Raw genomic sequence first — 27000 nt, 5'->3', positions numbered from 1 at the left:
TTTACAACACTTGCACAATTAGAAACTTCAAATAGTGTGTATTCTCCCAACCCCAAACAATCGGGTGATCGGAGCTTTGTGTTTGAAACGTAACCTGGCGTAATTGCCGGCGGGCATCTTTCGCTGCCATTTGAATGATCTCTAAAAACAGATCCGGCTGCACAAGATTGGTACAGGATGATGTTACTAAAAAACCACCGGGCTTCACCAGCTTCATTCCACGCAGGTTAATTTCTTTATAACCTGTAATTGCTTTTTGAATCGTTGCTCTCGATTTAGTGAACGAAGGCGGATCAAGCATCACTACATCGTATTGCTTTCCTTCCTTCACCCATGTTTTCAACACATCAAATGCGTTTACACATTCAAACTTGCATTTATCAGCAACGCCATTCAATTCTGCATTTTTATTACACATGGCAATAGCACTTTCCGAAATATCCAGGCCATGCACACTCTTTGCGCCATACTTTGCTGCATGAATTTCAAATGTGCCGGTATATGTAAATGCACCCAACACTTCGGCATCTTTCACAATATGCTGAATGTGGCGGCGGTTATCTTGTTGATCGAGGAAATAGCCAGTCTTTTGTCCGTTGGCAATATCCACATGAAACTTTAACCCGTTTTCATTGATGATGATATTGGTGTCGAATGGTTCACTCAAGAAACCTTTCTTCTGCTCCATGCCTTCCAATTCACGGATAGGTACGTCGTTACGTTCGTAAATGCCTTTTGGTTGAAAGATCTGTTGAATGGCTTTTACAATAGAATCTTTCCAGACATCAATCCCTAATGCAAGTGTTTGCAAAACGAGATAGTCGTTAAACTTATCAATGATCAATTGCGGCAAGCCATCAGCTTCACCAAAAATAAGTCGGCAGTTTTCTTTGTAACCCATTTGTTGACGATGCTTCCATGCTTCACTCAACTTGCGTAAAAAGAAATCATCGTTGATCTCTTCATTCTTCTTTCTTGTAAGAATACGCACCAGTATCTGCGATTTTGGATTGAAATACCCTCTTCCCAAAAATTTATCATCATGCGTATGCACATCCACAATAGCGCCTGCTTCTGCATTTCCTTCTACACGGTTTACTTCGTTGGCAAATACCCAGGGATGACCGTTTAAAACACGTTGACCTATTTTTCTGTTGAGCGTAATCTTCGTCATAGCGGGCAAAGGTATTTTTAAAAATTGAGTTTCGTGCAACGAAAACATCCGGGTTGGGGTCAAACAGGAAAAGAGCTATGAAACCTTATCATCTTATTCTTTTCGCAATCATTCTTATCAGTTCTTGCCGCAAGCCTTGTTTACCGGAACGCAGCTTTAAAGCTCGGTTGCTTGCTTCTTTTTGTGGCTATCATATTGTTCAGGTAGAAGATGGCCACGGGACCTATTGGGGGATGAATTGGACGAATAGTGCCGGGACATCTTATCCAAATGTGTTTACTGTGGCGAATACATGCGATTTTATGAAACTGGGTTTGAAAGCGGGCGAGTCATTTATGGCAACTGTTATTGAACTTCCCGAGCAGGATAATTGTGCTGTTTGTGATGGTTATATGGAAACGCCACCCTTGAAGCGAAGTATTAAGGTAATCAGGTAGTTTTTTATGTTTAAATATTAGGTTAGGCATCCGGCAACGGGTGCTTTTTTATTTTGGATGGATGAAAGAGACAATTTGTCCCAATTGAACCATTGGCAATATTCTTGACCAGCTTACCTTTGCCGACAATTTTACCATTTATGGATCAAAAGACGAACGAAATGACAGAACAAAACGCAGCAGACATAAATAATACTGCTTTCAGTGCAGATATTAATACAGATGAAAACATCGCCGGTGTTAACCATCTGAACGAACAGATTGCTGAAGAAAGCGAGCTGGAAAAGCTTAAGGAAGCTTTGGAGGAAGAAAAGAAAAAATACCTCTACCTCATGGCCGAGTTCGACAATTTCCGCCGCCGCACAGCAAAAGAAAGAGTGGAGCAGATGCAGACTGCCGGTAAAGAAGTGATTGTTTCCCTTCTGGAAGTGCTGGACGATGCCGACCGTGCAGAAGCCGAACTGGCGAAAGCAGGTGGGGTGGACGAAGGTGTGAAACTGGTTTTTCATAAACTCCGTTCTTCATTGCAAAACCGTGGCCTTAAACTCATGGAAACAAAAGGCCAGGATTTTGATGCCGATAAGCATGAAGCCATCACTGAAATTCCTGCAGCAACAGATGCGTTGAAAGGAAAAGTGATTGATGAGATTGAAAAAGGTTATTTGCTCAACGATAAGATCATCCGCTTTGCAAAAGTGGTGGTAGGAAAATAATTTGAAAATTAATTCAATTTGAGAATTTGAAAATTTCAGGCATTAGCACATTTTCAAATTTTCAAATTCTCACATTATGAAGAGAGATTTTTACGAAATATTGGGTGTAGCCAAAGGCGCTTCTGCCGATGAGATCAAAAAAGCTTATCGCAAAGTGGCCATGCAATTTCACCCCGACCGTAACCCGGGAAACAAAGAAGCTGAAGAGAAATTCAAAGAAGCGGCAGAGGCTTACGAGATTTTAAGCGATGCAGATAAAAAAGCCCAGTACGATCGTTACGGACATGCGGGTGTAAGCGGTAATGGACGTGGTGGCTTTGGCGGTGGCGGTCATCACATGAACATGGATGATATCTTCAGCCAGTTCGGTGATATTTTTGGCGATGACAGTCCGTTCGGAAGTTTCTTTGGCGGTGGCGGTCAACGCAGAGGTGGTGGTAAAACAAGAGGTGTTCGTGGAAGCAATCTGCGTGTGCGCATTAAACTCAATTACGAGGAAATTGCAAAAGGCGCCAGCAAAACAATCAAAGTAAAAAAATATGTAGGCTGCAATACTTGTGGCAGCACCGGTGCAAAAGATAAAAGCAGTATGCAAACCTGCGGTACCTGTGGTGGCAGCGGCCAGGTAAGACGGGTACAAAATACTTTCCTCGGACAGATGCAAACAGTAACAACCTGTCCAACCTGTAATGGGGAAGGTTCAACTATTGCAAATAAATGCACTGCATGTAAAGGCGAAGGCCGTGTGTATGGTGAAGAAAATATCACAATTGATATTCCTGCAGGTGTACAGGAAGGTATGCAGTTGAATGTAAGTGGTCGTGGTAATACAGGAGAGCGTGGAGGTCCTGCCGGTGATCTCATTGTTTTGATCGAAGAAGAAGCACACCCACAATTGCACCGTGATGGATTGAATGTGGCGTATGATCTGCATATTTCTTTCCCTGATGCGGTTTTTGGTATTCAGGCCGAAGTGCCCACCATCGATGGTCGTGCAAAAATCAAAATTCCACCGGGCACGCAAAGCGGTAAAGTATTCCGATTGAAAGGCAAAGGTTTTCCTGCGGTACAGAGTTATGAAAAAGGCGATCAGTTGATATATGTAAATGTGTGGACACCCCAGCATTTAACATCGGATGAAAAAGCGGTGCTGGAGAAATTGCAGCAGAGCCAAAACTTTCAACCCAAACCTGAAAAAGGAGAGAAGGGTTTCTTTGAACGGGTGAGAGAGATGTTTAGCTAAAATGAGTTAGTAGAAAATAGTAAGAGGCGAGTATTTAATACTCGCCTCTTTTTTTGCGGGTGAGCCACCCCGGAATACAGCGGGTGACTCACCCATTCATTCCTTATTTTTATGCCTTCCCAATCTTTTCGCAAACATGAGCAACAACAATCCTATCTATTCAATTCCGGCACGTTTCCGTCGTATTGAAAACCTGCATATTCTTTTATGGTTGATCAAAGACACTTGCTGGGCATTGAACTTCCGTTTTTTAGGAATGATCATGATCATTCCCACCGTGCTTGCAGCTGTGATCATTGCATGGCAAACACGTAAGATCATTTCCGAACTGGTGCACAACCTGGCTGTAGTATTTTGGATTATTGCCAACTGCACCTGGATGATCGGCGAGTTTTATGGCTGGGATGAAGGACCGATGGGGCTACGGAGAATGGCGCTCATCCCATTCGGTGCCGGGCTTTTGATACTTGCAGTGTATTATATTCTTTACTACACCAATCGAAATTTCAGAGAAAGAAATATCGCACAAACGGAGGAAGTATTGAATAAAGAACGCAGTCACCAACCAAAAGAAAAATCAGCTTGAATCTGCTTCGGCCAGTTACCGCTCAATAGTTATCTTTGCGCTCCTTAGCAAACCGTTTATGTTGAAGCTGTTAAGTATTGACTTGTCCTACTTTTCACTTTCAACCTTCAATTTTAAATTTAGTTATGTATCGTTCTCATACTTGTGGCGAATTAAGAAGTAATCATGCCGGCACAACTGTAACCCTTGCAGGCTGGGTGCAAACTGTTCGTAAGTTCGGAAGCATTACGTTTGTTGATCTGCGTGATCGCTACGGCATTACTCAGCTATTATTTGGTGAAGAACTGAATAAAGTGTTGGATGAAAATCCGATTGGTCGTGAGTTTGTATTGCAGGCAACAGGTACTGTTAACGAACGCAGTAATAAAAATCCCAACATTGCCACAGGTGATATTGAATTGCTTGTTTCAGAATTTAAGATCCTGAATAAATCTGCAGTTCCTCCTTTCACCATCCAGGACGATACAGATGGTGGCGATGATCTGCGTATGAAATACCGATTCCTCGATCTGCGTCGTAATGCAGTGAAAAGAAATCTTGAATTGCGTTATGCTGTAAACCGTGCTGCAAGAAATTACCTGCATGGCAATGGTTTTATGGATATTGAAACACCGTTCTTAATTAAATCTACTCCTGAAGGTGCAAGAGATTTTGTGGTTCCTTCACGAATGAATCCCGGACAGTTTTATGCATTACCACAATCGCCACAAACATTTAAACAGTTGTTGATGGTAAGTGGTTACGATCGTTACTATCAGGTGGTGAAATGTTTTCGTGATGAGGATCTGCGTGCCGATCGTCAGCCGGAGTTTACACAGATCGATTGTGAAATGGCATTTGTAGAGCAGGAAGATATTCTCAACATGTTTGAAGGAATGATCAAATCCATCTTCAAAGAAGTTAAGAACATTGATTATACCGAAGCTGTTGAACGCATGACATGGGAAGAAGCCATGTGGCAATACGGAAACGACAAGCCTGATATTCGTTTTGGTATGAAGGTGTGCAACATCAAGTTTCCTGCTCACACATTCCCAACAAAAGAAAGTCAAAGTGCATTAATTGATGGTGTGGATTTTAAAGTGTTTGATGACGCTGAAACCGTGCTGGCAATTGCGGTGCCCGGTTGCAGTGAATACACACGCAAGCAAACTGATGAAATAACAGAGTGGGTGAAACGTCCGCAGATCGGCATGAAAGGTTTGGTGTTCATCAAGTGCAATGCAGATGGTACTTATAAAAGCAGCGTCGATAAATTTTACAGCGAAGAAAAATTAAAAGCCATTGCGGATGCGGCCAATGCAAAAGCAGGTGATCTTGTTTTGATCCTTGCAGGTGCAGAAGAACGTACACGTAAAGCAACAAGTGAACTGCGTTTGGAAATGGGGAAACGTTTGGGCTTGCGAAAAGAAGATGAGTTTAAATTATTGTGGGTGCTTGATTTTCCTTTGTTTGAATTTGCATTGGAAGACCAGGATGGTGGTGGCGCAGGCCGTTGGGTAGCAAGACATCATCCGTTCACCAGTCCAAAGCCATCGCATATTGAAACAATGATCAACAACAATCCAAAAGTTGATGATCTCGATAAATACCTGGAGCATCCTTATGCCAACATCAAAGCCAATGCTTATGATATGGTGTTGAACGGAAATGAAATTGGTGGCGGGTCTATCCGTATCTATCAACGTGAGCTGCAGGAAAAAATGTTTGCAGCGTTGGGGATGGATGCAGAAGAGCAGCAACACAAATTCGGATTCCTGTTAGGTGCATTTGAATATGGTGCACCGCCGCATGGTGGTATTGCATTCGGTTTCGATCGTTTGTGTTCAATTCTTGGCGGTAGCGAAAGCATTCGTGATTTTATTGCCTTCCCGAAAAACAACTCAGGAAGAGATGTAATGCTGGATGCACCAAGTGAAATTGGCAACAAACAGTTTGATGAATTGCAGATAAAGCTGGATTTGAAGTAAAGTCCAATTATGAGCGATTTAGTAGTTTCAAAAAGAGTGCGTCAATTACGGTTCTTCGCAATTATTACGCTCATTTTAAGTGTTATTGAGATTTTATTGATCACAGGTTATACCGTTTATTCTGGAACGATACCTGAAAATTATTTAGTGTACCTGAAGTGGTTGTTTGTTATTTCAGACATACTTCTTGTTATAACTGTATTTAGGTTAGTCAGGCTGTATTATCCATCTAGGGCATTGTCGATAAGAATTCAATACATTTTTTTAATTCTTGCGTATTTATCTGTTTTTGGTATAGTTGTCTATTTGGCTTGGCTATACAATTTTATAGATCTTTTTTTTACAATCGAACCGATTGTATCAGAGTTTGAAATGTCTGAAGATTTATTTCCTGTATTACTTTTTTTTGCTTTTGTTCTAATTAAAATTTCGTCTTTAGTTTACACGCAGGTAAATGGGTTTCGACTGATAAAAGAGATTCGAAAGAATTATCGTGATTCTTTAGTTGAAACATCGGATTTACTTTAAAAAACGACTTATGGGTTTTTATCGCATCGTTTCTTATTTTCTATTAGTAGTTGCCGTTATTCTTGGCATTGCGGCATTGTTTACATTACTTATTGCACTTGCAAATCCTGCGCTATTGATAAGTGTATTTGTTGTGGTAGCAGTAGTATTGTATTCTGTTGCAAGTTTTTTGTTTTTACACAATGGGATTGATGGCAAACAAAAACTTAAAAACAAACTGCGTGATTTTATCAAAGTGAATGCGTATGTGTCAATTGTGTTTGCTGTAATGAATATTGTTCAATCGCTGGTGGTTATTGTCGATCCTTCTGCACTTACTACCGCCATAAATGAATTTACTGCAGCACAACAAACAAAATCGCCCATCTCTACTGGGTTGTTTATAAAAATAATGCAGGTTGCCATGTGGTTCCTGCTTATCTATGCCATCTTTTTAAGCTATCATATTTCTGCAACCTTCCGCTATCTGAAACAGTATGCAGCAATTTTCGATGATCAGCCAAAAAGTTAACAAGGTTTCAAAGCTGGTTAACACAATCCTTTCTTTTCTTTTTCGTTTCTAAAGCAAATGTTTTGTATGCGTACAATACTTGTTTGCTTATTTGCAATGCTAACATTCGGTTCCTGCAAAAAGAAAGATGATGCTGGTGCTGCAAAAACAATGCTCAAAGTAAAGTATGGTACAGATGTAAGACAGGCAATGGATATTTATCTGCCTGCAAACAGAAACACAGCCACAACACCTGTTTTGATATTAATACATGGAGGAGGTTGGACAGAAGGAAGCCGGAGCGACCTGAATGCGGTTGTAGATACACTTCAACGCCGTATGCCCGATTATGCTATCTGCAACATCAGTTACCGGTTGGCAGCAAATGGACAGAATATATTTCCTGCACAGGAGAACGATGTAAAAGCAGCGGTGGAGTTTATTTTCAATAAGCAAACTGAATACGGAATCTCAAATCATTTCGCTCTGCTAGGCGCAAGTGCAGGCGCACATCTTGCTTTGCTGCATACGTACAAGTACAGTTCTCCAGTAAAAATAAAAGCAGTGGTTTCTTTTTTCGGCCCAACAGAATTGGTGCAGATGTATAATAATCCGCCGAATCCTTTAATTCCATTATTACTTGCCGGTGTAACAGGAGGTACGCCTACGTCAAACTCTGCAATTTATCAGCAATCATCTCCATATAATTTTGTTGTAGCAGGGGCTTCTCCCACCTTGTTACTGCACGGAAGTAATGATGTTGTTGTTGCAGCTTCACAATCATCAATCCTTCACGATAAACTGAACAGTGTTTCAGTGCCTAATCAATATGTGTTATATCCGGGTGCAGGTCATGGCGATTGGACTTCGGCTGTTTATACAGACGCATTTTTAAAAGTGGAAACATTCATCAAACAATACAATCCCTGATCTGTTTTGTAAAAGCCTTCTTTTCCTGTTTGCAGAATTGCAATAACTTGCCGCTATGCAAGAGCCTTTAGCCGAACGTTTACGTCCAAATAAACTTGCCGATCTTGTAGGTCAGCAACACCTTTCCGGTACAGGTGGTATTTTGCAAAAAGCAATTGCCAGTGGCAACATACCAAGTATGATTTTGTGGGGACCTCCCGGCGTTGGTAAAACAACGATCGCCAATATCATAGCACATTCTGTTGATGCAAGTTATTTTCAACTTAGTGCTATCAGCAGCGGCGTAAAAGATGTACGTGAAGTAATTGAACAGGCGAAGCAGGAAGCAAAAGCCATTTTGTTTATTGATGAAATTCATCGTTTCAACAAAGGCCAGCAAGATGCATTGCTCGGTGCTGTTGAAAAAGGAATCATTACATTAATTGGTGCAACAACAGAAAATCCTTCGTTTGAAGTAAACAGTGCCTTGTTGAGTCGTTGCCAGGTGTTTGTATTAAAAGCATTGGAAGAAAAAGATCTGGTGCAGTTGCTGCAGAAAGCGATACAGGAAGATGAATTGTTGAAGACAAGAACGATTGAGCTGAAGGAAACAGAATCGTTGATCCGTTTAAGTGGTGGCGATGCAAGAAAGCTGCTCAATTTATTAGAGATTGTTTCTGACGCATCCAATGTATCTGATAAATTAGTGATAACAGATGAATTGGTGCTGAATACTGTTCAGCAAAAAATGGCTTTGTACGATAAAAGTGGCGAACAGCATTACGATATTATTTCAGCTTTTATCAAATCTATTCGTGGCAGCGATCCTAACGCCGCTGTTTACTGGCTTGCACGTATGATCGAAGGAGGAGAAGATGTGAAGTTTATTGCACGGCGTTTACTCATATTGGCAAGTGAAGATATCGGCAATGCAAATCCCAATGCGTTGTTATTAGCCAACGCAACGTTTGAAGCTGTGAATAAGATCGGTTATCCTGAATCAAGAATTATTTTATCGCAATGCACTGTTTACCTGGCGTCATCGCCAAAAAGTAATGCATCTTATGTAGCTATTAATAATGCATTGGCGGCAGTGCAGCAATATGGCGACCTGTCTGTTCCTTTACACATTCGCAATGCGCCAACAAAGTTGATGAAGAATATGGATTACGGCAAAGGATATCAGTACGCACACGATTATGAAAATAATTTTGCATTGCAGGAATTTCTTCCTGAGAAACTTACCGGAACAAAATTTTACGACCCCGGTAAAAATGCAAGAGAAGAAGAACTGCGCCGGTTTTTAAAACAACTCTGGAAAGAAAAATATAACTACTAGACTTATTGCCATGAAGATGAACTGGACATTAAAAAAGTTTGAAGCGTTAACGCCATACGAGTTATATGATATTATGTGGTTACGTAACGAAGTGTTTGTGGTAGAACAAAACTGTGTTTACCAAGATGCAGATTATAAAGATCAGAAAGGCTGGCATTACATGGGCCGTAACGAAGAGGGGATGCTGATGGCTTATGTACGCCTGTTACCGCCTGGTGTTTCGTACAACGAACCTTCCATTGGCAGAGTGCTCACCAACCCGGCAGCAAGGGGCACAGGCACAGGAAGAATTTTAATGGAGAATGCAATTGAACAATGTAAACAGCTTTTTGGCAATTTGCCCATCAAAATAGGAGCGCAGTATTACCTGCTGAAATTCTATTCATCTTTAGGATTTGTACAAACAAGCGAAATATATCTGGAAGATAATATTGAACACATAGAAATGGTTCGGAAATTTGAAAACTAATAGGTAATTTTACGAAACACCATAAGTAAAACTGCTTAAAACCTATGCTGGACAAGGGTTTACATGTATTTCTGAATCAAAAAATTTTGTTCTTCAAAATTTGTTATCTAATATTGCCTTGTCGTATCCAATACAAGAAAAACCAAATATCCAATTCTATGAAAAGACGTACACTACAAGTCTCCCTGTACGCTTTATTGTTGATGATCTTTTCCACTAACACGGTTAGTGCACAGATTGGTCTCTCTACTGCAAATTCCCGTTTCGAAATCGGATTAAATGTTGGCCCCATGAATTTCCTTGGCGACCTCGGTGGTAACCGTGGCAAAGGAACAATTGGTCCCAAAGATAATAACGTACCAATGACCAATATGATCGGAGGTATTTCTGCTTCCTATTATCCTTCAGAATGGTTGGGTTTCCGTGGAGCATTTAATCTTGGCCAGATGGAAGGTGATGACAGGTTAATTAAACAAAAGCAACCTGCCGATACATGGGAAGGTTCAAGAAAGTTTAGAAATCTCACATTCCGTTCTCCACTTTACGAAGCTTATGTTGGTATCGAATTATATCCTACTGCATTTATCAGTTTAAAAAATGGTTCAGGTCTTCCTCGTTTTCGTCCCTACGGAATTATTGGAGTAGGCGGTATAAACTTTAAACCACAAGGTTTATACAGAGATGCTGCCGGTAATGAATCATGGGTTGATCTGAAACCTCTTCGTCTTGAAGGACAAGGAATGGCAGAAACAGGTGTTCCCGAATACAGCACGTTTACTTATGTTATTCCAATGGGCGTTGGTATTAAATATGATATTACTGAACGCATAACTTTTGGTATTGAATTGATCCACAGAAAAACAGGCAGTGATTATATAGATGATGTGAGTACAAAGTATATCGATCCTGCTTTGTTCGATCAATATCTTTCACCTGCTCAGGCAACACAGGCAAAATATCTTGCTAATCCAAGTTCATTTTATCCGGGCATACCAGGCTATACTCCTTATCGTATAGGTAAGAAACGTGGTAACCCCGATAAAAATGATTCATATTTTTCAAGCACATTTCGTTTAACCTGGAAAATAGGCGATGTATATGCCGATTGGTTCCGAAATAAAAACTCAATGAAATGTCCGCAATATTTTTAGCGTAACAATATCCTTCAATCCATACCCAAATTCCTAAAAAATGAAAACTCAATTTCCAAAAACAAAGGAAAGAATATTAACTGCCAACCCCGAATTGACAATTTGGTTATTACGTGTTGGTCTAATTTCCCTGTACGTAATACTCTACATTTTCAAGAAAAAATTATATCTGTAAACTTCTTAAGCAAAGTATGCAATAAACGTTAGTCCGTACCCTATTCTCTATTTTTCCAATCCTGTGAAAATCTGATAAGAGAACTGTAGACCGATATTTATTTCACCATGCTTTGCTTATTTCTTAATTCCACGTGTGTAAACCAGGACTAGTATCAATTATTTGAGTAAAGTATGCAGTAAACGTTAGTCTGAGACCTATTTCTATGTTTTCCAATCCTGTGAAAATCTAAGAAGAGAGAACCAGTGACTGATATTTATTTCACCATGCTTTACTTTGTTTCTCTTGGTCCGTACTCTATCCTGTTGCCCCCCATTGGTCTGGGGGGCTTTTATTTTACAGGCGAATTATAATTCGGTTTTAAGGAAACGACCGGTGTGACTTTGTTTGCAGTTGATAAGTTCTTCAGGCGTGCCTTCGAATAAAATCTGTCCGCCACCATCACCACCTTCCGGGCCAAGATCGATAATGTGGTCTGCCACTTTAATTACATCCATGTTGTGTTCAATTACCAAAACACTATTACCTCTGTCTGTTAATTTATTCAACACTTCAAGCAAATGCTGAATGTCCTGGAAATGCAAACCGGTTGTTGGTTCATCAAGAATATAAAATGTTTTACCGGTATCTTTCTTCGCAAGCTCAGTTGATAATTTTACACGCTGTGCTTCACCACCGCTTAAGGTAACAGCACTTTGCCCGAGTGTTATGTAACCGAGCCCGACATCTTCCAGCACTTTAATTTTTCTGTAGAGATAAGGAACTGCCTGGAAAAACTCAACTGCTTCTTCCACCGTCATATCCAACACATCAGCAATCGATTTTCCTTTGTAACGGATCTCTAATGTTTCCCGGTTGTAACGTTTGCCATTACACTTTTCGCAATGCACATAAACATCGGGCAGAAAATTCATTTCAATCACACGCATACCACCACCTTCGCAAACATCGCAACGGCCTGTTTTTACGTTGAACGAAAAACGCCCTGCATTGTAACCTCTGATCTTTGCTTCGGGTACTGCAGCAAACAATGTTCTTATCTCAGTAAAGAAACCGCAATAGGTTGCAGGGTTGCTTCTAGGTGTACGTCCAATGGGCGATTGATCAATCTCAATCACTTTATCAATATGCTCCAATCCTTTAATGCTTTTGTAAGGCATGGGATTGGTTTTTGAATCGTAACAATATTTACTGAGGATAGGGTAGAGCGTTTCATTAATGAGTGTGCTCTTGCCGCTGCCGCTTACGCCTGTAACAACGATCAGTTTACCCAAAGGAAATTTGGTGCTTACGTTATTCAGGTTGTTGCCGTTTGCGCCTTTCAGTTCAATAAACTTTCCATTGCCTTTACGACGCTCTTTCGGAACAGCAATTGTTTTACCGCCATTCAGGTATTGTGCTGTTTCACTTTTCGATTGCAAAACATCGTTCGGTGTTCCTGCCGATACAATCTGACCACCATGTTTTCCTGCCTGCGGCCCAACATCAATCAAGTGATCGGCAGCAAGCATAATATCTTTATCGTGTTCTACTACCAATACACTGTTGCCTACATCACGCAGATTTTTCAACGCTTCAATCAACCGATGATTATCTCGTTGATGCAAACCAATACTTGGTTCATCTAAAATATATGTGATGCCCTGCAGTTGCGAACCGATCTGTGTTGCCAAACGTATACGCTGACTTTCACCTCCGCTCAATGTTCGGCTGGAGCGGTTTAAGGTGAGATAGGTTAAGCCAACATCTAACAAAAACTGCAAACGCTCTCTTATCTCTTTCAATACATCTTTTGCAATGGTTGCCTGTTTGTTGCTGATGCGCAATTCCAAACCATCGAACCATGCAGCAAGATTGTCGAGGTTTTGTTCGCTCAGTTCAGCAATATTGCGGTCGTTAATTTTAAACCAAAGACTTTCCTTGCGTAAACGTGCACCGTTACAACTGCTGCATGTTTTTAATGTGGTAAATCCGGCAACCCATTCACGCAGATTCTCGGTACTGTGTGTCGAAGAAAACCAGCGTTTGAGCATCGGAATAATTCCTTCGTAACTGCCGGTGTATTCCTGCGGTACTGTGTCATCATTTACATCAATTTCAAGTGAAGGATTAATATTCTTATCGCCATATAATAACAGGTCAAGATGTTCTTTTGAAAGTTTTTCAACAGGCACATCTAATTTGATCTTGTATTTCTTTGCAAACGCAGTCACCTGTTGGTACACACTTGCATCACGCTCGCCACCAAGCGGAGCAATACCGCCTTCTTTAACAGTGAGTTTTCCATCGGGAATGATGGATTCCATTTCGATAGTGTACACATTGCCCAAACCTTTACAGGTAGGGCATGCACCATAAGGTGAGTTAAAGGAAAACGCATTGGGTGATGGTTCTTCATAACTAAGTCCTGTGTCTTCACACATTAATTGTTTGGAGTAAGACACAAGGCCATTCTTTTCAGTATCGATGAACATCAGATCTTTTCCAAGCCTTAATGTTTGTTGTACACTCTGGCTGATGCGCACACGAAAATCATCACTCACTTTTAAACGATCAACTACTACTTCAATATCGTGGATCTTATAACGGTCAACCTGCATCTTTGGAGTAAGATCAACAATCTCTCCATCAACACGCACTTTTACAAAACCTTTCTTACGGATGTCTTCAAACAGTTCACGGTAATGGCCTTTACGGCCTCTTACCAACGGCGCCAGTAACGAAACTTTTTGTCCATCGAAACGATTGTAAATATTCTCAACAATTTCTTCTTCGCTCCACTTCACCATTTTTTTTCCGGTGTTGTACGAATACGCTTCGCTTGCACGTGCAAACAACAAACGCAGAAAATCGTACACTTCGGTAATGGTACCAACTGTTGAACGTGGGTTTTTATTGGTGGTTTTTTGTTCAATGGAAATAACAGGAGAAAGGCCGGTGATCTTATCAACATCGGGGCGCTCCATATCGCCTACAAACTGGCGGGCATAGGCACCAAAGGTTTCCATGTAACGACGTTGCCCTTCAGCATAAATAGTATCAAATGCCAGCGATGATTTACCGCTGCCGCTGATACCGGTAATAACCACCAGTTTGTTTTTGGGTATCTGTACATCAATATTTTTCAGGTTATGTACCCTTGCCCCTGAAACATCGATGTACTCATGCATTTCTTCACTCATAATGTTTTCCTGCCTTTTTTACGATTGGAAAGCGAATTTACCGTGAAATTGTTTACTAAAGTTATTAGGTTTTTGAAAATCTCTTTGAATGGTTTTCAGGAATTTGGGTAAGTACGGAACAGATTTTGTATTCGTTCAATACCGAACGGGATTGAAATGAACGCTTTATTAAATAATTGTTATGTGGAAAATTAAGCCTTCAGGAGGTTTACGTTTGCAGAACTAACAATTAACTTAATGGTACGATCGATTCGCCATTTTTAAAACTTACACATATGGGCATAGCAGTTTACAACGAGGTTCCAATGATTTTTAACGATGGCAGAGATGAGCATCGTTTTACAGTAAAACTGAGTCCGGCTACGGAAAGTTTTCGTTTGGAAAGCGGTATGATAAGAAGAAGTATTTTCATTGGCAAACGCATGTTTAATAAGTTGTTCCAGTTTGTACGGAATGAATATGGACACAACCTCGGAAAAATTCAGTACGATGATGAACAAATGATCAAAGGTTCGGCAACAACTGAACAACACGATCAGTTCCGTTTTCGTATTGAAGAAGGTGATGGCATTGAAGTGGTGCTGGAAAATGAAGCTGTTCCCGATCGTCAGCTGCGGGCAAGTATTAAACCCGTTTACAGTACAGAAACAGAACGCAAAGCTCACCTGCGTGCAATGATTCCATCAGTATTAGCTGCATTGATTCTGGTACGTGAAGCAAACCCTGTGCTTTAACAACCGTTAGTGAAAGAAATTTGGCAGATACCTCTTTTTCTGCCTACTTTTGCGCCAGTTCTTTATAAATCCCGCCTAAAGCGGGACTACTTATCAAGAAAGGCAGAGGGTAATGGCCCGATGAAGCCTTGGCAACCTCTCTCAACGAAAGTTGACAGAACAGGTGCCAATTCCATCCACAGCAATGTGGGTAGATAAGTCAGATTCAAAGCTTAACAATGTTCACTTACATAGCAAAAGCTCATCTGATCTTATCGGATGAGCTTTTTTGTTTTACAGAAAAGCCCGCCGGTAACCTGCTTTCTTCGATACCAACAAGAACAAACATTAAAAGAAAGCAGTATGAAACGAACAGTTGTTTACAACAGCATTGACAAAACTTTTACAAACTCAGATTTGTATAAACAAAACAAGCCTGTTACTTTTGTAACGCATTCTTCATTTATGTACAACAACAATTACACAAACTCTTCTTTTGCTGCATGCATGCAGTGTTGTTGTATTTGTTGTATGCCGTAAGGCATACATATCATTTCCGACCCCTTAACGGGGAGGTATCCCATAGGTTTCTTTCTTTTTTTCTGTCCAATTTTTTTACATCATTTAAATTATTTCAACCATGAGCACTTTACGTTTTGAAACCTTGCAATTGCATGCAGGTCAGCAAATCGACCCTACAACAAAATCACGTGCAGTACCTATTTACCAAACAACTTCGTATGGTTTCGATAACAGCGAACATGCGGCTAACCTTTTTGGTTTAAGAGCATTTGGCAATATCTATACCCGTATCATGAATCCTACCACCGATGTGTTTGAACAACGCATTGCAGCATTAGAAGGTGGGGTAGCTGCATTGGCAACAGGCAGCGGACAAGCGGCACAGTTTCTTGCACTCAGTAACATTCTCCAGGCGGGTGATAATTTTATTACTACTTCTTATTTATATGGTGGTACTTACAACCAGTTTAAAGTTTCGTTTAAACGTTTGGGTATTGAAGCACGCTTTGCTGATGGTGATGATGTTGAAAGCTTTGCAAAACTCATCGATAAAAATACAAAAGCGATTTACCTTGAAACAATTGGTAATCCCCGGTTAAATATTCCCGACTTTGAAAAGTTTGCTGCCTTGGCAAAAGAATACGATTTGCCATTGGTGGTTGATAATACATTTGGTGCAGGTGGTTATTTGTTCCGTCCGTTAGAACATGGAGCCAACATTGTTGTGGAAAGCGCAACAAAATGGATCGGTGGACATGGTACAACTATCGGCGGTGTTATTATTGATGGTGGTAATTACAATTGGGGCAATGGTAAGTTTCCGCAGTTTACTGAACCAAGTGAAGGTTATCATGGATTAAAATTCTGGGATGTGTTTGGTGAAGGCAATCCGCTTGGTTTACCAAACATTGCATTCATCATTCGTGCACGTGTAGAAGGCCTGCGTGATTATGGTGCTTCACAAAGTCCGTTCAACTCTTTCTTACTCATTCAGGGTTTGGAAACATTGTCGCTTCGTGTACAACGTCATGTTGACAATGCATTAGAACTTGCACAATGGCTGGAGCAACACCCTTCAGTTGAATATGTATTGTATCCCGGTTTAAAGAGCAATCCTTATCACGAACTGGCGAAGAAATATTTAACCAACGGTTTCGGTGGTATACTGCAGGTAGCAATTAAAGGCGGAAAAGAAAGCGCTGCAAAATTCATCAACTCATTAAAACTTGTAAGTCATTTGGCGAATGTGGGCGATGCAAAAACACTCGCTATTCATCCTGCAAGTACAACACACGAGCAGTTGAGCGAAGCAGAACAAGTAGCTGCAGGTGTAGACCCGAATCTTGTACGCATCAGTGTGGGCATTGAACACATCGATGATATTAAAGCAGATCTGGAACAGGCATTTCAAAAAATTGCAGAAAAGGAATTGGTAGGATAAAAAAAGAATAAAGAATAACGATAGAACGGTAATGTCAACAAAAGTTTTTACATATAACAAACCATTCAGGCTGGAGTCGGGTGCATTGCTCAATCAATATCATTTAGCTTATACCACTTTTGGTGAATTGAATGAAACAAAGAGCAATGCAGTATGGATCTTTCATGCACTTACAGCCAACAGCGATCCATCGGAATGGTGGGATGGTTTGGTAGGCGAAGGAAAGTTATTTGATCCGGCAAAGTATTTTATTGTTTGTGTGAACATGCCCGGCAGTGCATATGGAAGTATTGGTCCGTTGGATATAGATCCATTAACAAACGAACCTTACTATCACGAATTTCCCTGGTTTACTACAAGGGATATGATTCGTGCTTACGATCCATTGCGCAAAGAATTGGGTATTGAAAAAATACACATCGGTATTGGTGGCAGCATGGGTGGACAGCAGTTGCTCGAATGGGCTATTGAAGAACCGCAACTGTTCGAACACATTATTCCTATTGCAACAAATGCGTACCACTCTGCATGGGGTGTTGCCTTTAATGCATCGCAACGATTGGCTATTGAAGCCGATGTTACCTGGAAGAATAAAAGTGCAGACGCAGGGCAGGCTGGTTTAAAAGCAGCTCGCAGCATTGCATTGCTTTCGTACCGTCATTATGATGCATACGGCATCAGCCAGATCGAAGAAACAAATGATGTGCTCGAAGATTTTAAAGCTGAATCGTATCAACGTTACCAGGGCGATAAACTGGTGAAACGTTACAATGCATTCAGCTATTATTTTCTTGGTAAGGGAATGGATTCGCACAATGTTGGCCGCAGCCGTGCTTCTATTGAACTGGCGTTGAAAGAAATTACAGCCCGTACATTGGTCATTGGCATCAGCAACGATCTGCTGTTCCCCATCAGTGAACAACAGTTTTTAGCAAACACCATCAGCGGTGCTACTTTCAAAAGCATTGAATCTTTTTACGGGCATGATGGATTTCTGCTGGAATACGATCAGATCAATAAAGCCATCAACAACTTTTTACAACAAACACAGAAAACAGATTTAAAGAAACAGTTAATTAAATAATATGTCAAACGATAAGCAGTTAGTAATTGGCCTTTTTGGCTTTGGCGTTGTAGGTGAGGGTTTATACAAAGTGTTACATCAAACCGAATCATTGAATGCACGCATTAAGAAAGTATGTATCAAGAATGCAAACAAAAAGCGTAATGCACCCGATGAGTTGTTTACAACAGACAGGGATGTGATTTTGAACGATCCTGAGATCAATGTAGTGGTGGAAGTGATCAACGAAAGCGAACCGGCTTTTTATATTGTATCAACAGCGTTGAAGAACGGTAAAGAAGTAGTAAGTGCAAGCAAGAAAATGATTGCTGAACATTTGCCTGAGTTATTGAAGTTGCAAACAGAAACCGGTCTTTCATTTTTATACGAAGCTTCGGCTTGTGCTTCTATTCCTGTTATCCGCAATCTTGAAGAGTATTACGATAACGATTTGCTGCACGGTATTCGTGGTATTGTAAACGGAAGTACCAATTACATCCTTACAAAAATGTTTGAGGAGAAACTCGATTTCAAACAGGCATTGTTACAGGCACAGCAGTTAGGTTTTGCAGAAGCAGATCCTACATTGGATGTGGATGGATGGGATGCGGTTAACAAATGGGTGATCCTGTTACTGCATGCATATGGTGTGGTATCGAAAGTGGAAGATGTGTTGTTCACCGGTATTCAAAATATACAAGGTGCAGATGCAACTGTTGGCCGTGAAAAGAACCTGGAGATCCGTTTGGTAGGCCAGGCAAAGAAATTACAGAATGGCAAAGTGGCTGCATTTGTATTGCCGCAGTTTGTTAAGCACGACGATCATTTAAGTTTTGTAAAGAACGAATACAATGGAGCTGTTGTAGAAAGTTCATTTGCTGATAAGCAATTCTTCTATGGTAAAGGAGCAGGTTCGTTCCCCACAGCATCGGCTGTGTTGAGCGATATTTCTGCTTTGCGTTACGATTACAAATACGAATACAAGAAGTTGTATTATCACCAGCCAAACGAACTTACAACCGACTACTACCTGAAAGTTTATCTCAGCTTTGATGACTGGGATTTTATTCCAAAAGAAAAATTGGAATGGATCGAAGAATGGCATGCTGAAAGCGATCGTAAATATTTGGTAGGTGTAGTACATGCAAACGAACTGAAGCAAAACAATTGGTGGCGTGAAAACGGAACCTCTTTAATTTTGAGTCCCGAACCGATCATTGAAGATGTAGAGATCCGCAAATTGAAAAAAAAGAGTCTTGAACTGGCCGGTTTAAACATTAATTAATCATGAGTTTACAACAACAGATAACCGAACTGGAAAGTCTGCTGCAGGATAAAAGCCCTGCAGCGGCTCTTCAATTACTCAGCGAACGTTTTAAAGGCAGCATCGTTTTTTCAACCAGCTTTGGTTTGGAAGATCAGGCTATCAGTCATCTTATCTTCAACCAGCAGTTGCCTGTTGATGTGTTTACCTTAGACACCGGTCGTATGTTCACCGAAACATACAGCACCTGGCGTTCAACACTGGAAGCATACAATCAACCTATTCATGCCTATTATCCAAATGCAGAAGCGTTACAGCAATATGTTACGGAAAAAGGACCTAATGCATTTTACGAATCAACCGATAACCGTAAGCAATGTTGCGGCATTCGTAAAGTTGAGCCGTTAAAACGTGCATTAAAAGGAAAACAGATCTGGATTACCGGCTTGCGTGCAGAGCAAAGTCCCGATCGTCAGCAAACAACACAGCTGGAGTGGGACGAAAGCAATCAGATCATCAAATTTCACCCCATATTACACTGGACATGGGAAGAACTGAACCAGTTCATCCGTGAAAATCATGTTCCCTACAACGTGTTACACGATAAAGGTTTTGTAAGTATCGGTTGCGCTCCCTGTACAAGAGCCATCCGCCCCGGCGAAGATTTCCGTGCCGGCCGCTGGTGGTGGGAAGATAAAAGCAACAAAGAATGCGGGTTGCATGTGCATACAGATGTAGAACAAACTACCAAATCCTGATTTGCGCAAATGTTTGCGTAATTAAACCTGATTAAAAACAAGTGTTAGGCACTTTGAGTATTATATTTGCATTATAAAACCCTACTTACTAAGTAGGTTAATAAAGCGATCATGAGTCAATATCATTTAGATTATTTACAGCAATTAGAGGCTGAGAGCATTCACATTTTTCGTGAAGTGGCGGCGCAGTTTGAGAAACCGGCCCTTTTATTCAGTGGTGGAAAGGATTCCATCGTAATGGTTCATCTTGCCAAAAAAGCATTTGCCCCCGGAAAAATTCCTTTCCCTTTAGTACATGTTGATACAGGCCACAACTTTCCCGAAGCATTGGAGTTTCGTGACTGGCTGGCAAACGAAGTAGGTGCAACACTGGTAGTTCGTAAAGTAGAAGATACTATTAAGCAACGCAGCTTAACCGAGCCGAAAGGAAAATTCCCAAGCCGCAACTGGTTACAAACGTATACACTCCTCGATACCATTGAAGAGTTTGCATTTGATGCATGTATTGGTGGTGCCCGCAGAGATGAAGAGAAAGCCCGTGCAAAAGAACGCATCTTCTCGGTACGTGATGAGTTTGGTCAGTGGAACCCCAAGCTGCAACGTCCTGAATTATGGAATATCTACAACGGCCGTGTACACAAAGGCGAAAACGTTCGTGTATTCCCCATCAGCAACTGGACAGAATTAGACATCTGGAATTATATCCGCAAAGAAAAGATCGATCTGCCTTCAATCTATTTCGCACACGACCGTGAAGTGATTGTACACGATGGACAGTTGGTTGCAATGAGTGAGTTTGTACAACCATCTGCAGATGATACGATCATCACCAAACGTGTTCGCTACCGTACCGTTGGTGATATGACCTGTACTGCAGCGGTTGAATCAAGTGCTACCAACTTAGATGAAGTAATTGAAGAAATCATTGCAACACGCATCAGCGAACGTGGTGAAACACGTATTGATGATAAGGTAACTGAAGCAGCAATGGAAGACAGAAAGAAGAACGGATATTTCTAAGGTGAATGGTGAATAGTCAATGATTATTGCTTATTCACAATTCACTATTGGCCATTCACAATTTTTGATTTTAAACTTATTTAGATAAAATGGATTTATTACGTTTCATAACAGCAGGCAGTGTAGATGATGGTAAGAGTACCCTCATTGGTCGCTTGCTGTACGATAGCAAAAATATTCTCATCGATCAGCTGGAGGCGTTGGAAAAATCAACCAAGAACAGAGCTGATGGTTCTGTTGATCTTGCGTTGTTAACAGATGGTTTGCGTGCAGAGCGTGAGCAAGGTATTACCATTGATGTGGCTTACCGTTATTTCACCACACCAAAACGTAAGTTTATTATTGCCGATGCGCCCGGTCATGTGCAGTACACAAGAAATATGATCACAGGTGCAAGCAACGCCAACCTCATCATTATTTTAATTGATGCAAGACAAGGTGTTGTTGAACAAACACGTCGCCACTCTATCATTGCTTCCTTGCTGAAGATAAAGCACGTGGTTGTTGCTGTAAACAAAATGGACCTTGTTGAATATTCGCAGGATGTGTACAACAACATTCTCATTGAATACAACGAGGTAGCAAAGCAATTAGGTTTGAACGATGTAACCTATATCCCCATCAGTGCATTGAATGGCGATAACATTGTAGATAAGTCAGAAACAATTACCTGGTACGAAGGCAAACCATTGCTGGAGTTTTTGGAAACAGTAGAAATTGATCATGACATCAATTTAACTGATCCACGTTTCCAGGTGCAACTCGTTATTCGTCCGCAAACAGAAGATCTGCACGACTATCGTGGTTATGCAGGAACTGTAACAAGCGGTACCTATAAAGTAGGCGATAAAGTAACCGTGCTGCCTGCGGGTATTGAAACAACTATCAGCACATTGGAAGCAGCCGGTAAATCAGTTGATGAAGTATTTGCTCCGCAAAGCGTAACCATTCAATTGGCAGATGATATCGACATCAGCCGTGGCGATTCTATTGTAAAATCGGATAATCTTCCGCAGGTAAGCAATGAGCTGGATGTGATCCTTTGCTGGATGGACGATAAAGCATTGATTCCCGGAAATAAATATTACTTACAGCATGGCAGCCGTTTAGTGCGTTCTGTTGTTAAGCAGGTGGAGTACAAGCTCGATGTAAACAGTTTACAGCAACAACCTGTTGAAGGAAACGTAAAGCTGAACGAAGTGGTGAAAGCAGTGATTAAAACTGCATCACCATTGGTTTTCGATTCGTACGATAAACTCAGCGAAAACGGAAGTGCTGTATTGATTGACGAAACAAGCAACAGCACAGTAGCTGCTGTTTTAATAAAATAAAAAACCGAAAGGTTTTTTTATGCAACTAAACCCTACTTGCAGAGTAGGATAATAAGGAGAAGAAATATGTCAAACGAACGCAATCAAACACCAGGTAAAGTGATCATCGCAGGGGCCGGTCCCGGCGATGCTGAGCTTATTACCATCAAACTGCAAAAGCGTTTAGCAGAAGCAGATGTAATTTTTGTTGATCGGTTGGTAAATCCGGAGATAACCGATCTGTATGCACGTCCTGATGCATTGGTGCTCATGACAGGTAAACAAGGTTATCACGATGGTTCGGTTGCACAGGAAGATATTAATAAACTGCTCGTTGGTCATGCACAAAACGGAAAAACAGTTTTGCGTTTAAAAGGTGGTGATGTTGCTTTCTTCAGCAATGTGCTCGATGAGTTGCAAAGTTTGAGCGAAGCAAATATTCCGTTTGAAATTATTCCCGGTATTACGGCTGCATCCGGAGCGTCGGCTTATGCAGGCATTCCGCTTACTGCAAGAGGTTATGCAAAAGCAGTGCAGTTCATCACGTTTAATCCCTGCAGTTTTTATACACGTGAGCAATGGAAAGCATGGGCATCGTCATCCGATACACTGGTGTTTTACATGGCTGCACGTAATCTCGAAGGTTTGGCTGAGTTGTTTCTTCGTCACACAAAGAAACCACATACAGCATTAGCAGTTATTGAGCAGGCTACAACAGAACATCAACGTGTGCATGTTTCAACACTTACAAATGTGAAGAGCGATTTTGCAGCTGTACAATTCAGTTCACCATCGCTGGTAATTATTGGTGATGTAGTGAAACTGCACGAACAGTTTGATTGGTATGCAGCAAACAAAACAGGCTCTGTATTTAATGAATTAGTGACGGTTAAATAAAAGAAATCAGAAAAAAAATGATTGGCGAAGCAAGATTAAAAGAATTACATGCTTTCTTAAAAGACTATTCAGCCGAAGAATTAATTTGGGTGAATGGTTATTTGTCTGGACTTGTAGCAAAAGAAAAACCCAATGGAAACGGAGCAACGTCAACTGCTGCACATGCATCAGTTGCTGCAAAAAAATTGACATTGGTATTTGGTACAGAAACGGGCAATTCTAAAAAGCTGGCTACAAACCTGGCAGCAATTGCTAAGAAAAAAGGCGTGCAGGTAAAACTTGCCGATGTAAGTCAATACCGTATTACCGATCTGCCAAAAGAAGAATACTTTTTTGTGGTGATCAGTACACAGGGCGAAGGTGAACCACCGATCCCTGCAAAAAAGTTTTACGATTATATTCATGAAAATGAACTGAAGCTTCCAAACTTAAAATATAGTGTATTGGCACTGGGCGATTCATCGTACCCGATGTTTTGCAAAACAGGCGAAGATGTGGATGCTCGCTTCAAAGCCTTTGGTGCAACAGAAGTGGTGCCCGTGCAAAAGTGCGATGTGGATTATGAAGAAGATGCAACTGCATGGTTTGAAAAAGTATTGCAGGTGTTGGAGCAAAAAACAACTGCTGCTCCTGCAGAAGTTGCGGCTGCACCGGCTGCAAAAAAGCCAGTTGGTAAAAAGCATTATCACGGTACTGTTCTTACCAATGTTAATCTCAACGATCGTGGATCGAATAAAGCTACCTTTCATATTGAAATTGGTACCGACGAACCGATTGCATACGAACCGGGCGATACCATTGGAATTGTGCCGGGCAATCGTCCGGAAGTAGTTGATCGCATTCTTTCACTTACAGGTATTGCTGCAGATAAAATAATTGTAACAGCAAAGGCAGAAGGAACAGTAAAAGATCTGTTGTTGCATAATCTCAATATCTGCTACCTGCTTTCTTCAACTGTAAAAAAATATGCAACACTTACGCAGCAGGAAATTCCTGATACAAGAATGGACCTTGTTGATCTCTTGCGTATCTATCCTGTAAAAGATGCAGATCAGTTTGAAGATGTGGTAAAAATATTAATGCCGATTGCACCCCGTTTGTATTCGGTTGCATCATCACCTGCTGCACATGGTGAAAACGAGATTCATATCACGGTAGCAAAAGATGCATTTCTTTCGCAGGATGAGCAACGTTTTGGATTGTGCAGTGAATTCCTCGGCGATCTTCCGGTTGGTTCACCGCTTACATTCTACGTACACAAGGATAAAAACTTTAAACTTCCTGCAGCCGATAAAGATGTGATCATGATTGGCCCCGGTACAGGTGTTGCACCTTTCCGTTCTTTCTTATCGGAACGTGATGCTACAGGTGCAAATGGCCGTAACTGGTTCTTCTTTGGTGAGCAACATTTTGTAACCGACTTTTTGTATCAAACCGAAATACAAAATTTTGTACAGACAGGTGTGTTAACGAAAATCGATCTTGCTTTCTCCAGAGATCAGCAGGAGAAAATTTATGTACAACATCGCATGCAGCAGAAAGCAGCAGAGTTGTATAGCTGGATAGATGCCGGTGCTTCGGTATATATCAGCGGAACAAAAGACCCGATGAGTAAAGATGTAGAAGCAAGCTTGCTCAATATCATTTCAACCGAAGGAAAGAAAACAGAAGAAGAAGCAAAAGCTTATCTCGAACAACTGAAGAAAGAAGGCCGTTACGAGAAGGATGTGTATTGATGATGAGTGATGAATAATGAGTGATGAGTGAACAGAGCGTACATCCCCTCCCGGGAGGGGCGCAAAGTGTTACACGAGCAGAGGGATCGAAGGGGTGGGTTGAGAACTTGATAGTTCATAGATAATAGTTAATAGTAAGAAGACCGAAAGTCAGTAAAGTCAGAAAGACCGAAAGAAAGATCAAGATTAAGAATGATTCTTTCCGACTTACCGACTTGCCGACTTTCGGACAAACAAATTAAAATGAGCGAAAAAAATAATTTATCTCCTGTAGAGCGTATCAAAACAGCGAGTGAAGGTTTAAGAGGAACATTGAAGGAAAGCCTGCAGGATGGCTTAACCGGTGCATTGTACGAAGATGATCAATCATTGATTAAATTTCATGGCATGTACCAACAGGATGATCGTGACCGCAGAGAAGAACGTACTGCAAAGAAATTAGAGTGGTTGTATTCGTATATGATCCGTTTGCGTTTGCCGGGTGGTTTCTTAACGCCTGAACAATGGGTGGCGATGCACAATGTTGCAGGCGAACATTCAACAGGTACTATCAAGATCACTACACGTCAAACAGTGCAATTGCATGGAATATTAAAGTCGCATATCAAACCAACGATCTCTTCATTCAATACAGCAGGTTTGGATTCTATTGCAGCTTGTGGTGATGTAAACCGTAATGTAACCTGCAGTGCACATCCGAACGAATCTGAAATTCACGAAGAAGTTTTTGCTTTTGCAGATAAGATCAGTGTAATGGCTTTGCCAAAAACAAGATCGTATTACGAAGTTTGGCTCGATCAGGAAAAGCTGGTGGAAAAAACAGAAGAGGATCCTTTATACCAGGAGCGTTACCTGCCACGTAAATTCAAGATCGGTATTGCAATTCCGCCAAACAACGATGTGGATGTGTTAACGAATGATGTAGGCTTGATTGCTGTGATTGAAAACAACAAACTCATTGGTTTCAATATTGCAGCAGGTGGTGGTTTAAGTTCAACACATGGCAATCCAAATACCTATGCACGTTTGGCAACAGTGTTGGGTTTTGTTACTGTTGAACAAACATTGAAAGCTGTGTACGAAGTCATCACTATACAACGTGATTATGGAAACAGGGCCGATCGTAAACTGGCCCGTTTAAAATACACCATCGATCGTTTAACGGTTGAAGGGTTGAAAGAAGAACTGGAAAAACGCTGTGGGTTTAAACTCGGCGAAATCAAACCTTACAGCTTTACTTCACGTAAAGATCACTATGGCTGGAAGAAAAATCACCAGGGCAAATGGTACTTTACATTGTTTGTAGAAAATGGTCGGGTGCTGGATGATGAGCAGGTGGCAATGAAAACAGCTTTGCTTGAAATTGCAAAAACAGGAAAAGCAAACTTCCGTTTCACGGGTAATCAAAATGTAATTATTGCTGATGTACTGGAAGCAGATAAGCCTGTTGTTGATGCATTATTGCAACAATTTAAACTTGATGCACATACAGAAAATGCAGGCGTGTTGCGTAAGAATGCGATTGCATGTGTTGCCTTCAATACCTGTCCGCTTGCGTTGGCAGAAGCACAACGTTATCTCCCAACATTGATCGATAAGATTGAACCATTGTTAAACAAACATGGTTTGGAAGAAGATGAAATTATTTTACGTATGACGGGTTGTCCCAATGGTTGTGGCCGTTCAAGCGCATCGGAAATTGGATTTATCGGTACAGCTTACGGACATTACAATCTGCACATTGGTGGAGATCGGGAAGGGGAGCGTTTGAATACGAAGTTTAAAGAGAATCTGAACGAAGAGCAGATTTTATCTTCACTCGATGAATTGTTTGCGGTGTACAAAGCCGAGCGGAATACAAACGAAACATTCGGCGATTTTTCTTACCGTAAATGGATATTGAATTAAGC

Annotated in this window: 23 protein-coding genes and 1 riboswitch; of the genes, 21 read left to right on the top strand and 2 right to left on the bottom strand. The window is 41.0% G+C overall.

The genetic code is table 11. The features are described 5' to 3' along the window. Nucleotide 1 precedes the first annotated feature (1 nt). The gene (locus ESA94_RS05930) at nucleotides 2–1174 is read right to left on the bottom strand and encodes a class I SAM-dependent rRNA methyltransferase (protein WP_129129909.1); all 1173 of its coding nucleotides are present in this window, start codon (nucleotides 1172–1174) and stop codon (nucleotides 2–4) included. Nucleotides 1175–1251: 77 nt separating this feature from the next. On the opposite strand from ESA94_RS05930, the gene ESA94_RS05925 reads away from it, so the two are divergent. The 11 genes from ESA94_RS05925 (at nucleotide 1252) to ESA94_RS05875 (ending at nucleotide 11009) form a co-directional block, all read left to right on the top strand. After that, entirely contained in the window at nucleotides 1252–1611 is a 360-nt protein-coding gene (locus ESA94_RS05925) for a hypothetical protein (RefSeq protein WP_129129908.1), read from the top strand. 140 nt (nucleotides 1612–1751) lie between these two features. Further along, entirely contained in the window at nucleotides 1752–2324 is a 573-nt protein-coding gene (locus tag ESA94_RS05920; RefSeq protein WP_129129907.1) for a nucleotide exchange factor GrpE, read from the top strand. 76 nt (nucleotides 2325–2400) lie between these two features. Continuing rightward, nucleotides 2401–3567: a molecular chaperone DnaJ gene (dnaJ, locus tag ESA94_RS05915; protein ID WP_205755912.1), complete on the top strand. Its 1167-nt coding sequence runs from the start codon at nucleotides 2401–2403 to the stop codon at nucleotides 3565–3567. 136 nt (nucleotides 3568–3703) lie between these two features. Continuing rightward, a complete protein-coding gene (locus ESA94_RS05910; protein WP_205755911.1) occupies nucleotides 3704–4153 on the top strand; it encodes a hypothetical protein in 450 nt (149 codons plus the stop codon). A gap of 125 nt (nucleotides 4154–4278) precedes the next feature. Continuing rightward, entirely contained in the window at nucleotides 4279–6123 is a 1845-nt protein-coding gene (gene aspS / locus ESA94_RS05905; protein ID WP_129129905.1) for an aspartate--tRNA ligase, read from the top strand. A 9-nt stretch (nucleotides 6124–6132) separates the two neighbouring features. Beyond that, nucleotides 6133–6651, top strand: a complete 519-nt coding sequence (locus ESA94_RS05900) for a hypothetical protein (protein ID WP_129129904.1) — start codon at nucleotides 6133–6135, stop codon at nucleotides 6649–6651. A gap of 10 nt (nucleotides 6652–6661) precedes the next feature. Next, nucleotides 6662–7162, top strand: a complete 501-nt coding sequence (locus ESA94_RS05895; protein ID WP_129129903.1) for a hypothetical protein — start codon at nucleotides 6662–6664, stop codon at nucleotides 7160–7162. A 66-nt stretch (nucleotides 7163–7228) separates the two neighbouring features. After that, nucleotides 7229–8071, top strand: a complete 843-nt coding sequence (locus ESA94_RS05890; protein WP_164972659.1) for an alpha/beta hydrolase — start codon at nucleotides 7229–7231, stop codon at nucleotides 8069–8071. A 55-nt stretch (nucleotides 8072–8126) separates the two neighbouring features. Next, nucleotides 8127–9389, top strand: a complete 1263-nt coding sequence (locus ESA94_RS05885; protein WP_129129901.1) for a replication-associated recombination protein A — start codon at nucleotides 8127–8129, stop codon at nucleotides 9387–9389. A 10-nt stretch (nucleotides 9390–9399) separates the two neighbouring features. After that, nucleotides 9400–9858, top strand: a complete 459-nt coding sequence (locus tag ESA94_RS05880; RefSeq protein WP_129129900.1) for a GNAT family N-acetyltransferase — start codon at nucleotides 9400–9402, stop codon at nucleotides 9856–9858. 158 nt (nucleotides 9859–10016) lie between these two features. Then, nucleotides 10017–11009 (top strand): hypothetical protein, encoded by a 993-nt coding sequence (locus ESA94_RS05875; protein ID WP_129129899.1) that lies wholly within the window; start codon nucleotides 10017–10019, stop codon nucleotides 11007–11009. Nucleotides 11010–11531: 522 nt separating this feature from the next. Here the strand turns inward: ESA94_RS05875 and uvrA are convergent. Further along, nucleotides 11532–14366: an excinuclease ABC subunit UvrA gene (uvrA, locus tag ESA94_RS05870; protein WP_129129898.1), complete on the bottom strand. Its 2835-nt coding sequence runs from the start codon at nucleotides 14364–14366 to the stop codon at nucleotides 11532–11534. A gap of 275 nt (nucleotides 14367–14641) precedes the next feature. Here uvrA and ESA94_RS05865 point away from each other — a divergent pair, with 275 nt between their 5' ends. The 10 genes from ESA94_RS05865 (at nucleotide 14642) to cysI (ending at nucleotide 26998) form a co-directional block, all read left to right on the top strand. Continuing rightward, nucleotides 14642–15100: a hypothetical protein gene (locus ESA94_RS05865; RefSeq protein ID WP_129129897.1), complete on the top strand. Its 459-nt coding sequence runs from the start codon at nucleotides 14642–14644 to the stop codon at nucleotides 15098–15100. A gap of 87 nt (nucleotides 15101–15187) precedes the next feature. Further along, nucleotides 15188–15301, top strand: a riboswitch (SAM riboswitch). Nucleotides 15302–15719: 418 nt separating this feature from the next. Beyond that, nucleotides 15720–17042, top strand: a complete 1323-nt coding sequence (locus tag ESA94_RS05860) for an O-acetylhomoserine aminocarboxypropyltransferase/cysteine synthase family protein (protein ID WP_129129896.1) — start codon at nucleotides 15720–15722, stop codon at nucleotides 17040–17042. Nucleotides 17043–17073: 31 nt separating this feature from the next. Next, nucleotides 17074–18126 carry a homoserine O-acetyltransferase family protein gene (locus ESA94_RS05855; RefSeq protein ID WP_129129895.1) on the top strand — a complete coding sequence of 351 codons (1053 nt, stop codon included), beginning with the start codon at nucleotides 17074–17076 and terminating at the stop codon, nucleotides 18124–18126. A 1-nt stretch (nucleotide 18127) separates the two neighbouring features. Beyond that, on the top strand, nucleotides 18128–19390 hold the full coding sequence (locus ESA94_RS05850; RefSeq protein ID WP_129129894.1) for a homoserine dehydrogenase: 1263 nt from the start codon (nucleotides 18128–18130) through the stop codon (nucleotides 19388–19390). Nucleotides 19391–19392: 2 nt separating this feature from the next. Continuing rightward, nucleotides 19393–20127 carry a phosphoadenylyl-sulfate reductase gene (locus tag ESA94_RS05845; protein WP_129129893.1) on the top strand — a complete coding sequence of 245 codons (735 nt, stop codon included), beginning with the start codon at nucleotides 19393–19395 and terminating at the stop codon, nucleotides 20125–20127. 111 nt (nucleotides 20128–20238) lie between these two features. After that, nucleotides 20239–21147 carry a sulfate adenylyltransferase subunit CysD gene (gene cysD, locus ESA94_RS05840; RefSeq protein ID WP_129129892.1) on the top strand — a complete coding sequence of 303 codons (909 nt, stop codon included), beginning with the start codon at nucleotides 20239–20241 and terminating at the stop codon, nucleotides 21145–21147. A gap of 89 nt (nucleotides 21148–21236) precedes the next feature. Next, the gene (locus tag ESA94_RS05835; protein WP_129129891.1) at nucleotides 21237–22478 is read left to right on the top strand and encodes a sulfate adenylyltransferase subunit 1; all 1242 of its coding nucleotides are present in this window, start codon (nucleotides 21237–21239) and stop codon (nucleotides 22476–22478) included. A 66-nt stretch (nucleotides 22479–22544) separates the two neighbouring features. After that, nucleotides 22545–23354, top strand: a complete 810-nt coding sequence (cobA, locus tag ESA94_RS05830) for a uroporphyrinogen-III C-methyltransferase (protein ID WP_129129890.1) — start codon at nucleotides 22545–22547, stop codon at nucleotides 23352–23354. Nucleotides 23355–23371: 17 nt separating this feature from the next. After that, nucleotides 23372–25090, top strand: coding sequence for a diflavin oxidoreductase (locus ESA94_RS05825; protein WP_129129889.1), 1719 nt, complete (start codon nucleotides 23372–23374; stop codon nucleotides 25088–25090). Between the two features lie 243 nt (nucleotides 25091–25333). Continuing rightward, nucleotides 25334–26998 (top strand): assimilatory sulfite reductase (NADPH) hemoprotein subunit, encoded by a 1665-nt coding sequence (gene cysI / locus ESA94_RS05820; RefSeq protein ID WP_129129888.1) that lies wholly within the window; start codon nucleotides 25334–25336, stop codon nucleotides 26996–26998. Nucleotides 26999–27000: the final 2 nt, after the last annotated feature.

The organism is Lacibacter luteus (assembly GCF_004118265.1).
In the GTDB taxonomy this organism is placed as follows: Bacteria; Bacteroidota; Bacteroidia; order Chitinophagales; family Chitinophagaceae; genus Lacibacter; species Lacibacter luteus.
This window is presented reverse-complemented; position numbering and strand designations above follow the sequence as displayed.

What these genes read in the sequence shown, in the direction of transcription:
- dnaJ (WP_205755912.1), top strand. Translation starts at nt 2,401, where the DNA reads ATGAAGAGAGATTTTTACGAAATATTGGGTGTAGCCAAAGGCGCTTCT.
- ESA94_RS05900 (WP_129129904.1), top strand. Translation starts at nt 6,133, where the DNA reads ATGAGCGATTTAGTAGTTTCAAAAAGAGTGCGTCAATTACGGTTCTTC.
- cysD (WP_129129892.1), top strand. Translation starts at nt 20,239, where the DNA reads ATGAGTCAATATCATTTAGATTATTTACAGCAATTAGAGGCTGAGAGC.
- uvrA (WP_129129898.1), bottom strand. Translation starts at nt 14,366, where the DNA reads ATGAGTGAAGAAATGCATGAGTACATCGATGTTTCAGGGGCAAGGGTA.
- ESA94_RS05895 (WP_129129903.1), top strand. Translation starts at nt 6,662, where the DNA reads ATGGGTTTTTATCGCATCGTTTCTTATTTTCTATTAGTAGTTGCCGTT.
- cysI (WP_129129888.1), top strand. Translation starts at nt 25,334, where the DNA reads ATGAGCGAAAAAAATAATTTATCTCCTGTAGAGCGTATCAAAACAGCG.
- ESA94_RS05850 (WP_129129894.1), top strand. Translation starts at nt 18,128, where the DNA reads ATGTCAAACGATAAGCAGTTAGTAATTGGCCTTTTTGGCTTTGGCGTT.
- ESA94_RS05855 (WP_129129895.1), top strand. Translation starts at nt 17,074, where the DNA reads ATGTCAACAAAAGTTTTTACATATAACAAACCATTCAGGCTGGAGTCG.
- ESA94_RS05925 (WP_129129908.1), top strand. Translation starts at nt 1,252, where the DNA reads ATGAAACCTTATCATCTTATTCTTTTCGCAATCATTCTTATCAGTTCT.
- ESA94_RS05875 (WP_129129899.1), top strand. Translation starts at nt 10,017, where the DNA reads ATGAAAAGACGTACACTACAAGTCTCCCTGTACGCTTTATTGTTGATG.
- ESA94_RS05825 (WP_129129889.1), top strand. Translation starts at nt 23,372, where the DNA reads ATGATTGGCGAAGCAAGATTAAAAGAATTACATGCTTTCTTAAAAGAC.
- ESA94_RS05930 (WP_129129909.1), bottom strand. Translation starts at nt 1,174, where the DNA reads ATGACGAAGATTACGCTCAACAGAAAAATAGGTCAACGTGTTTTAAAC.
- ESA94_RS05865 (WP_129129897.1), top strand. Translation starts at nt 14,642, where the DNA reads ATGGGCATAGCAGTTTACAACGAGGTTCCAATGATTTTTAACGATGGC.
- cobA (WP_129129890.1), top strand. Translation starts at nt 22,545, where the DNA reads ATGTCAAACGAACGCAATCAAACACCAGGTAAAGTGATCATCGCAGGG.
- ESA94_RS05920 (WP_129129907.1), top strand. Translation starts at nt 1,752, where the DNA reads ATGGATCAAAAGACGAACGAAATGACAGAACAAAACGCAGCAGACATA.
- ESA94_RS05860 (WP_129129896.1), top strand. Translation starts at nt 15,720, where the DNA reads ATGAGCACTTTACGTTTTGAAACCTTGCAATTGCATGCAGGTCAGCAA.
- ESA94_RS05835 (WP_129129891.1), top strand. Translation starts at nt 21,237, where the DNA reads ATGGATTTATTACGTTTCATAACAGCAGGCAGTGTAGATGATGGTAAG.
- aspS (WP_129129905.1), top strand. Translation starts at nt 4,279, where the DNA reads ATGTATCGTTCTCATACTTGTGGCGAATTAAGAAGTAATCATGCCGGC.
- ESA94_RS05890 (WP_164972659.1), top strand. Translation starts at nt 7,229, where the DNA reads ATGCGTACAATACTTGTTTGCTTATTTGCAATGCTAACATTCGGTTCC.
- ESA94_RS05885 (WP_129129901.1), top strand. Translation starts at nt 8,127, where the DNA reads ATGCAAGAGCCTTTAGCCGAACGTTTACGTCCAAATAAACTTGCCGAT.
- ESA94_RS05910 (WP_205755911.1), top strand. Translation starts at nt 3,704, where the DNA reads ATGAGCAACAACAATCCTATCTATTCAATTCCGGCACGTTTCCGTCGT.
- ESA94_RS05880 (WP_129129900.1), top strand. Translation starts at nt 9,400, where the DNA reads ATGAAGATGAACTGGACATTAAAAAAGTTTGAAGCGTTAACGCCATAC.
- ESA94_RS05845 (WP_129129893.1), top strand. Translation starts at nt 19,393, where the DNA reads ATGAGTTTACAACAACAGATAACCGAACTGGAAAGTCTGCTGCAGGAT.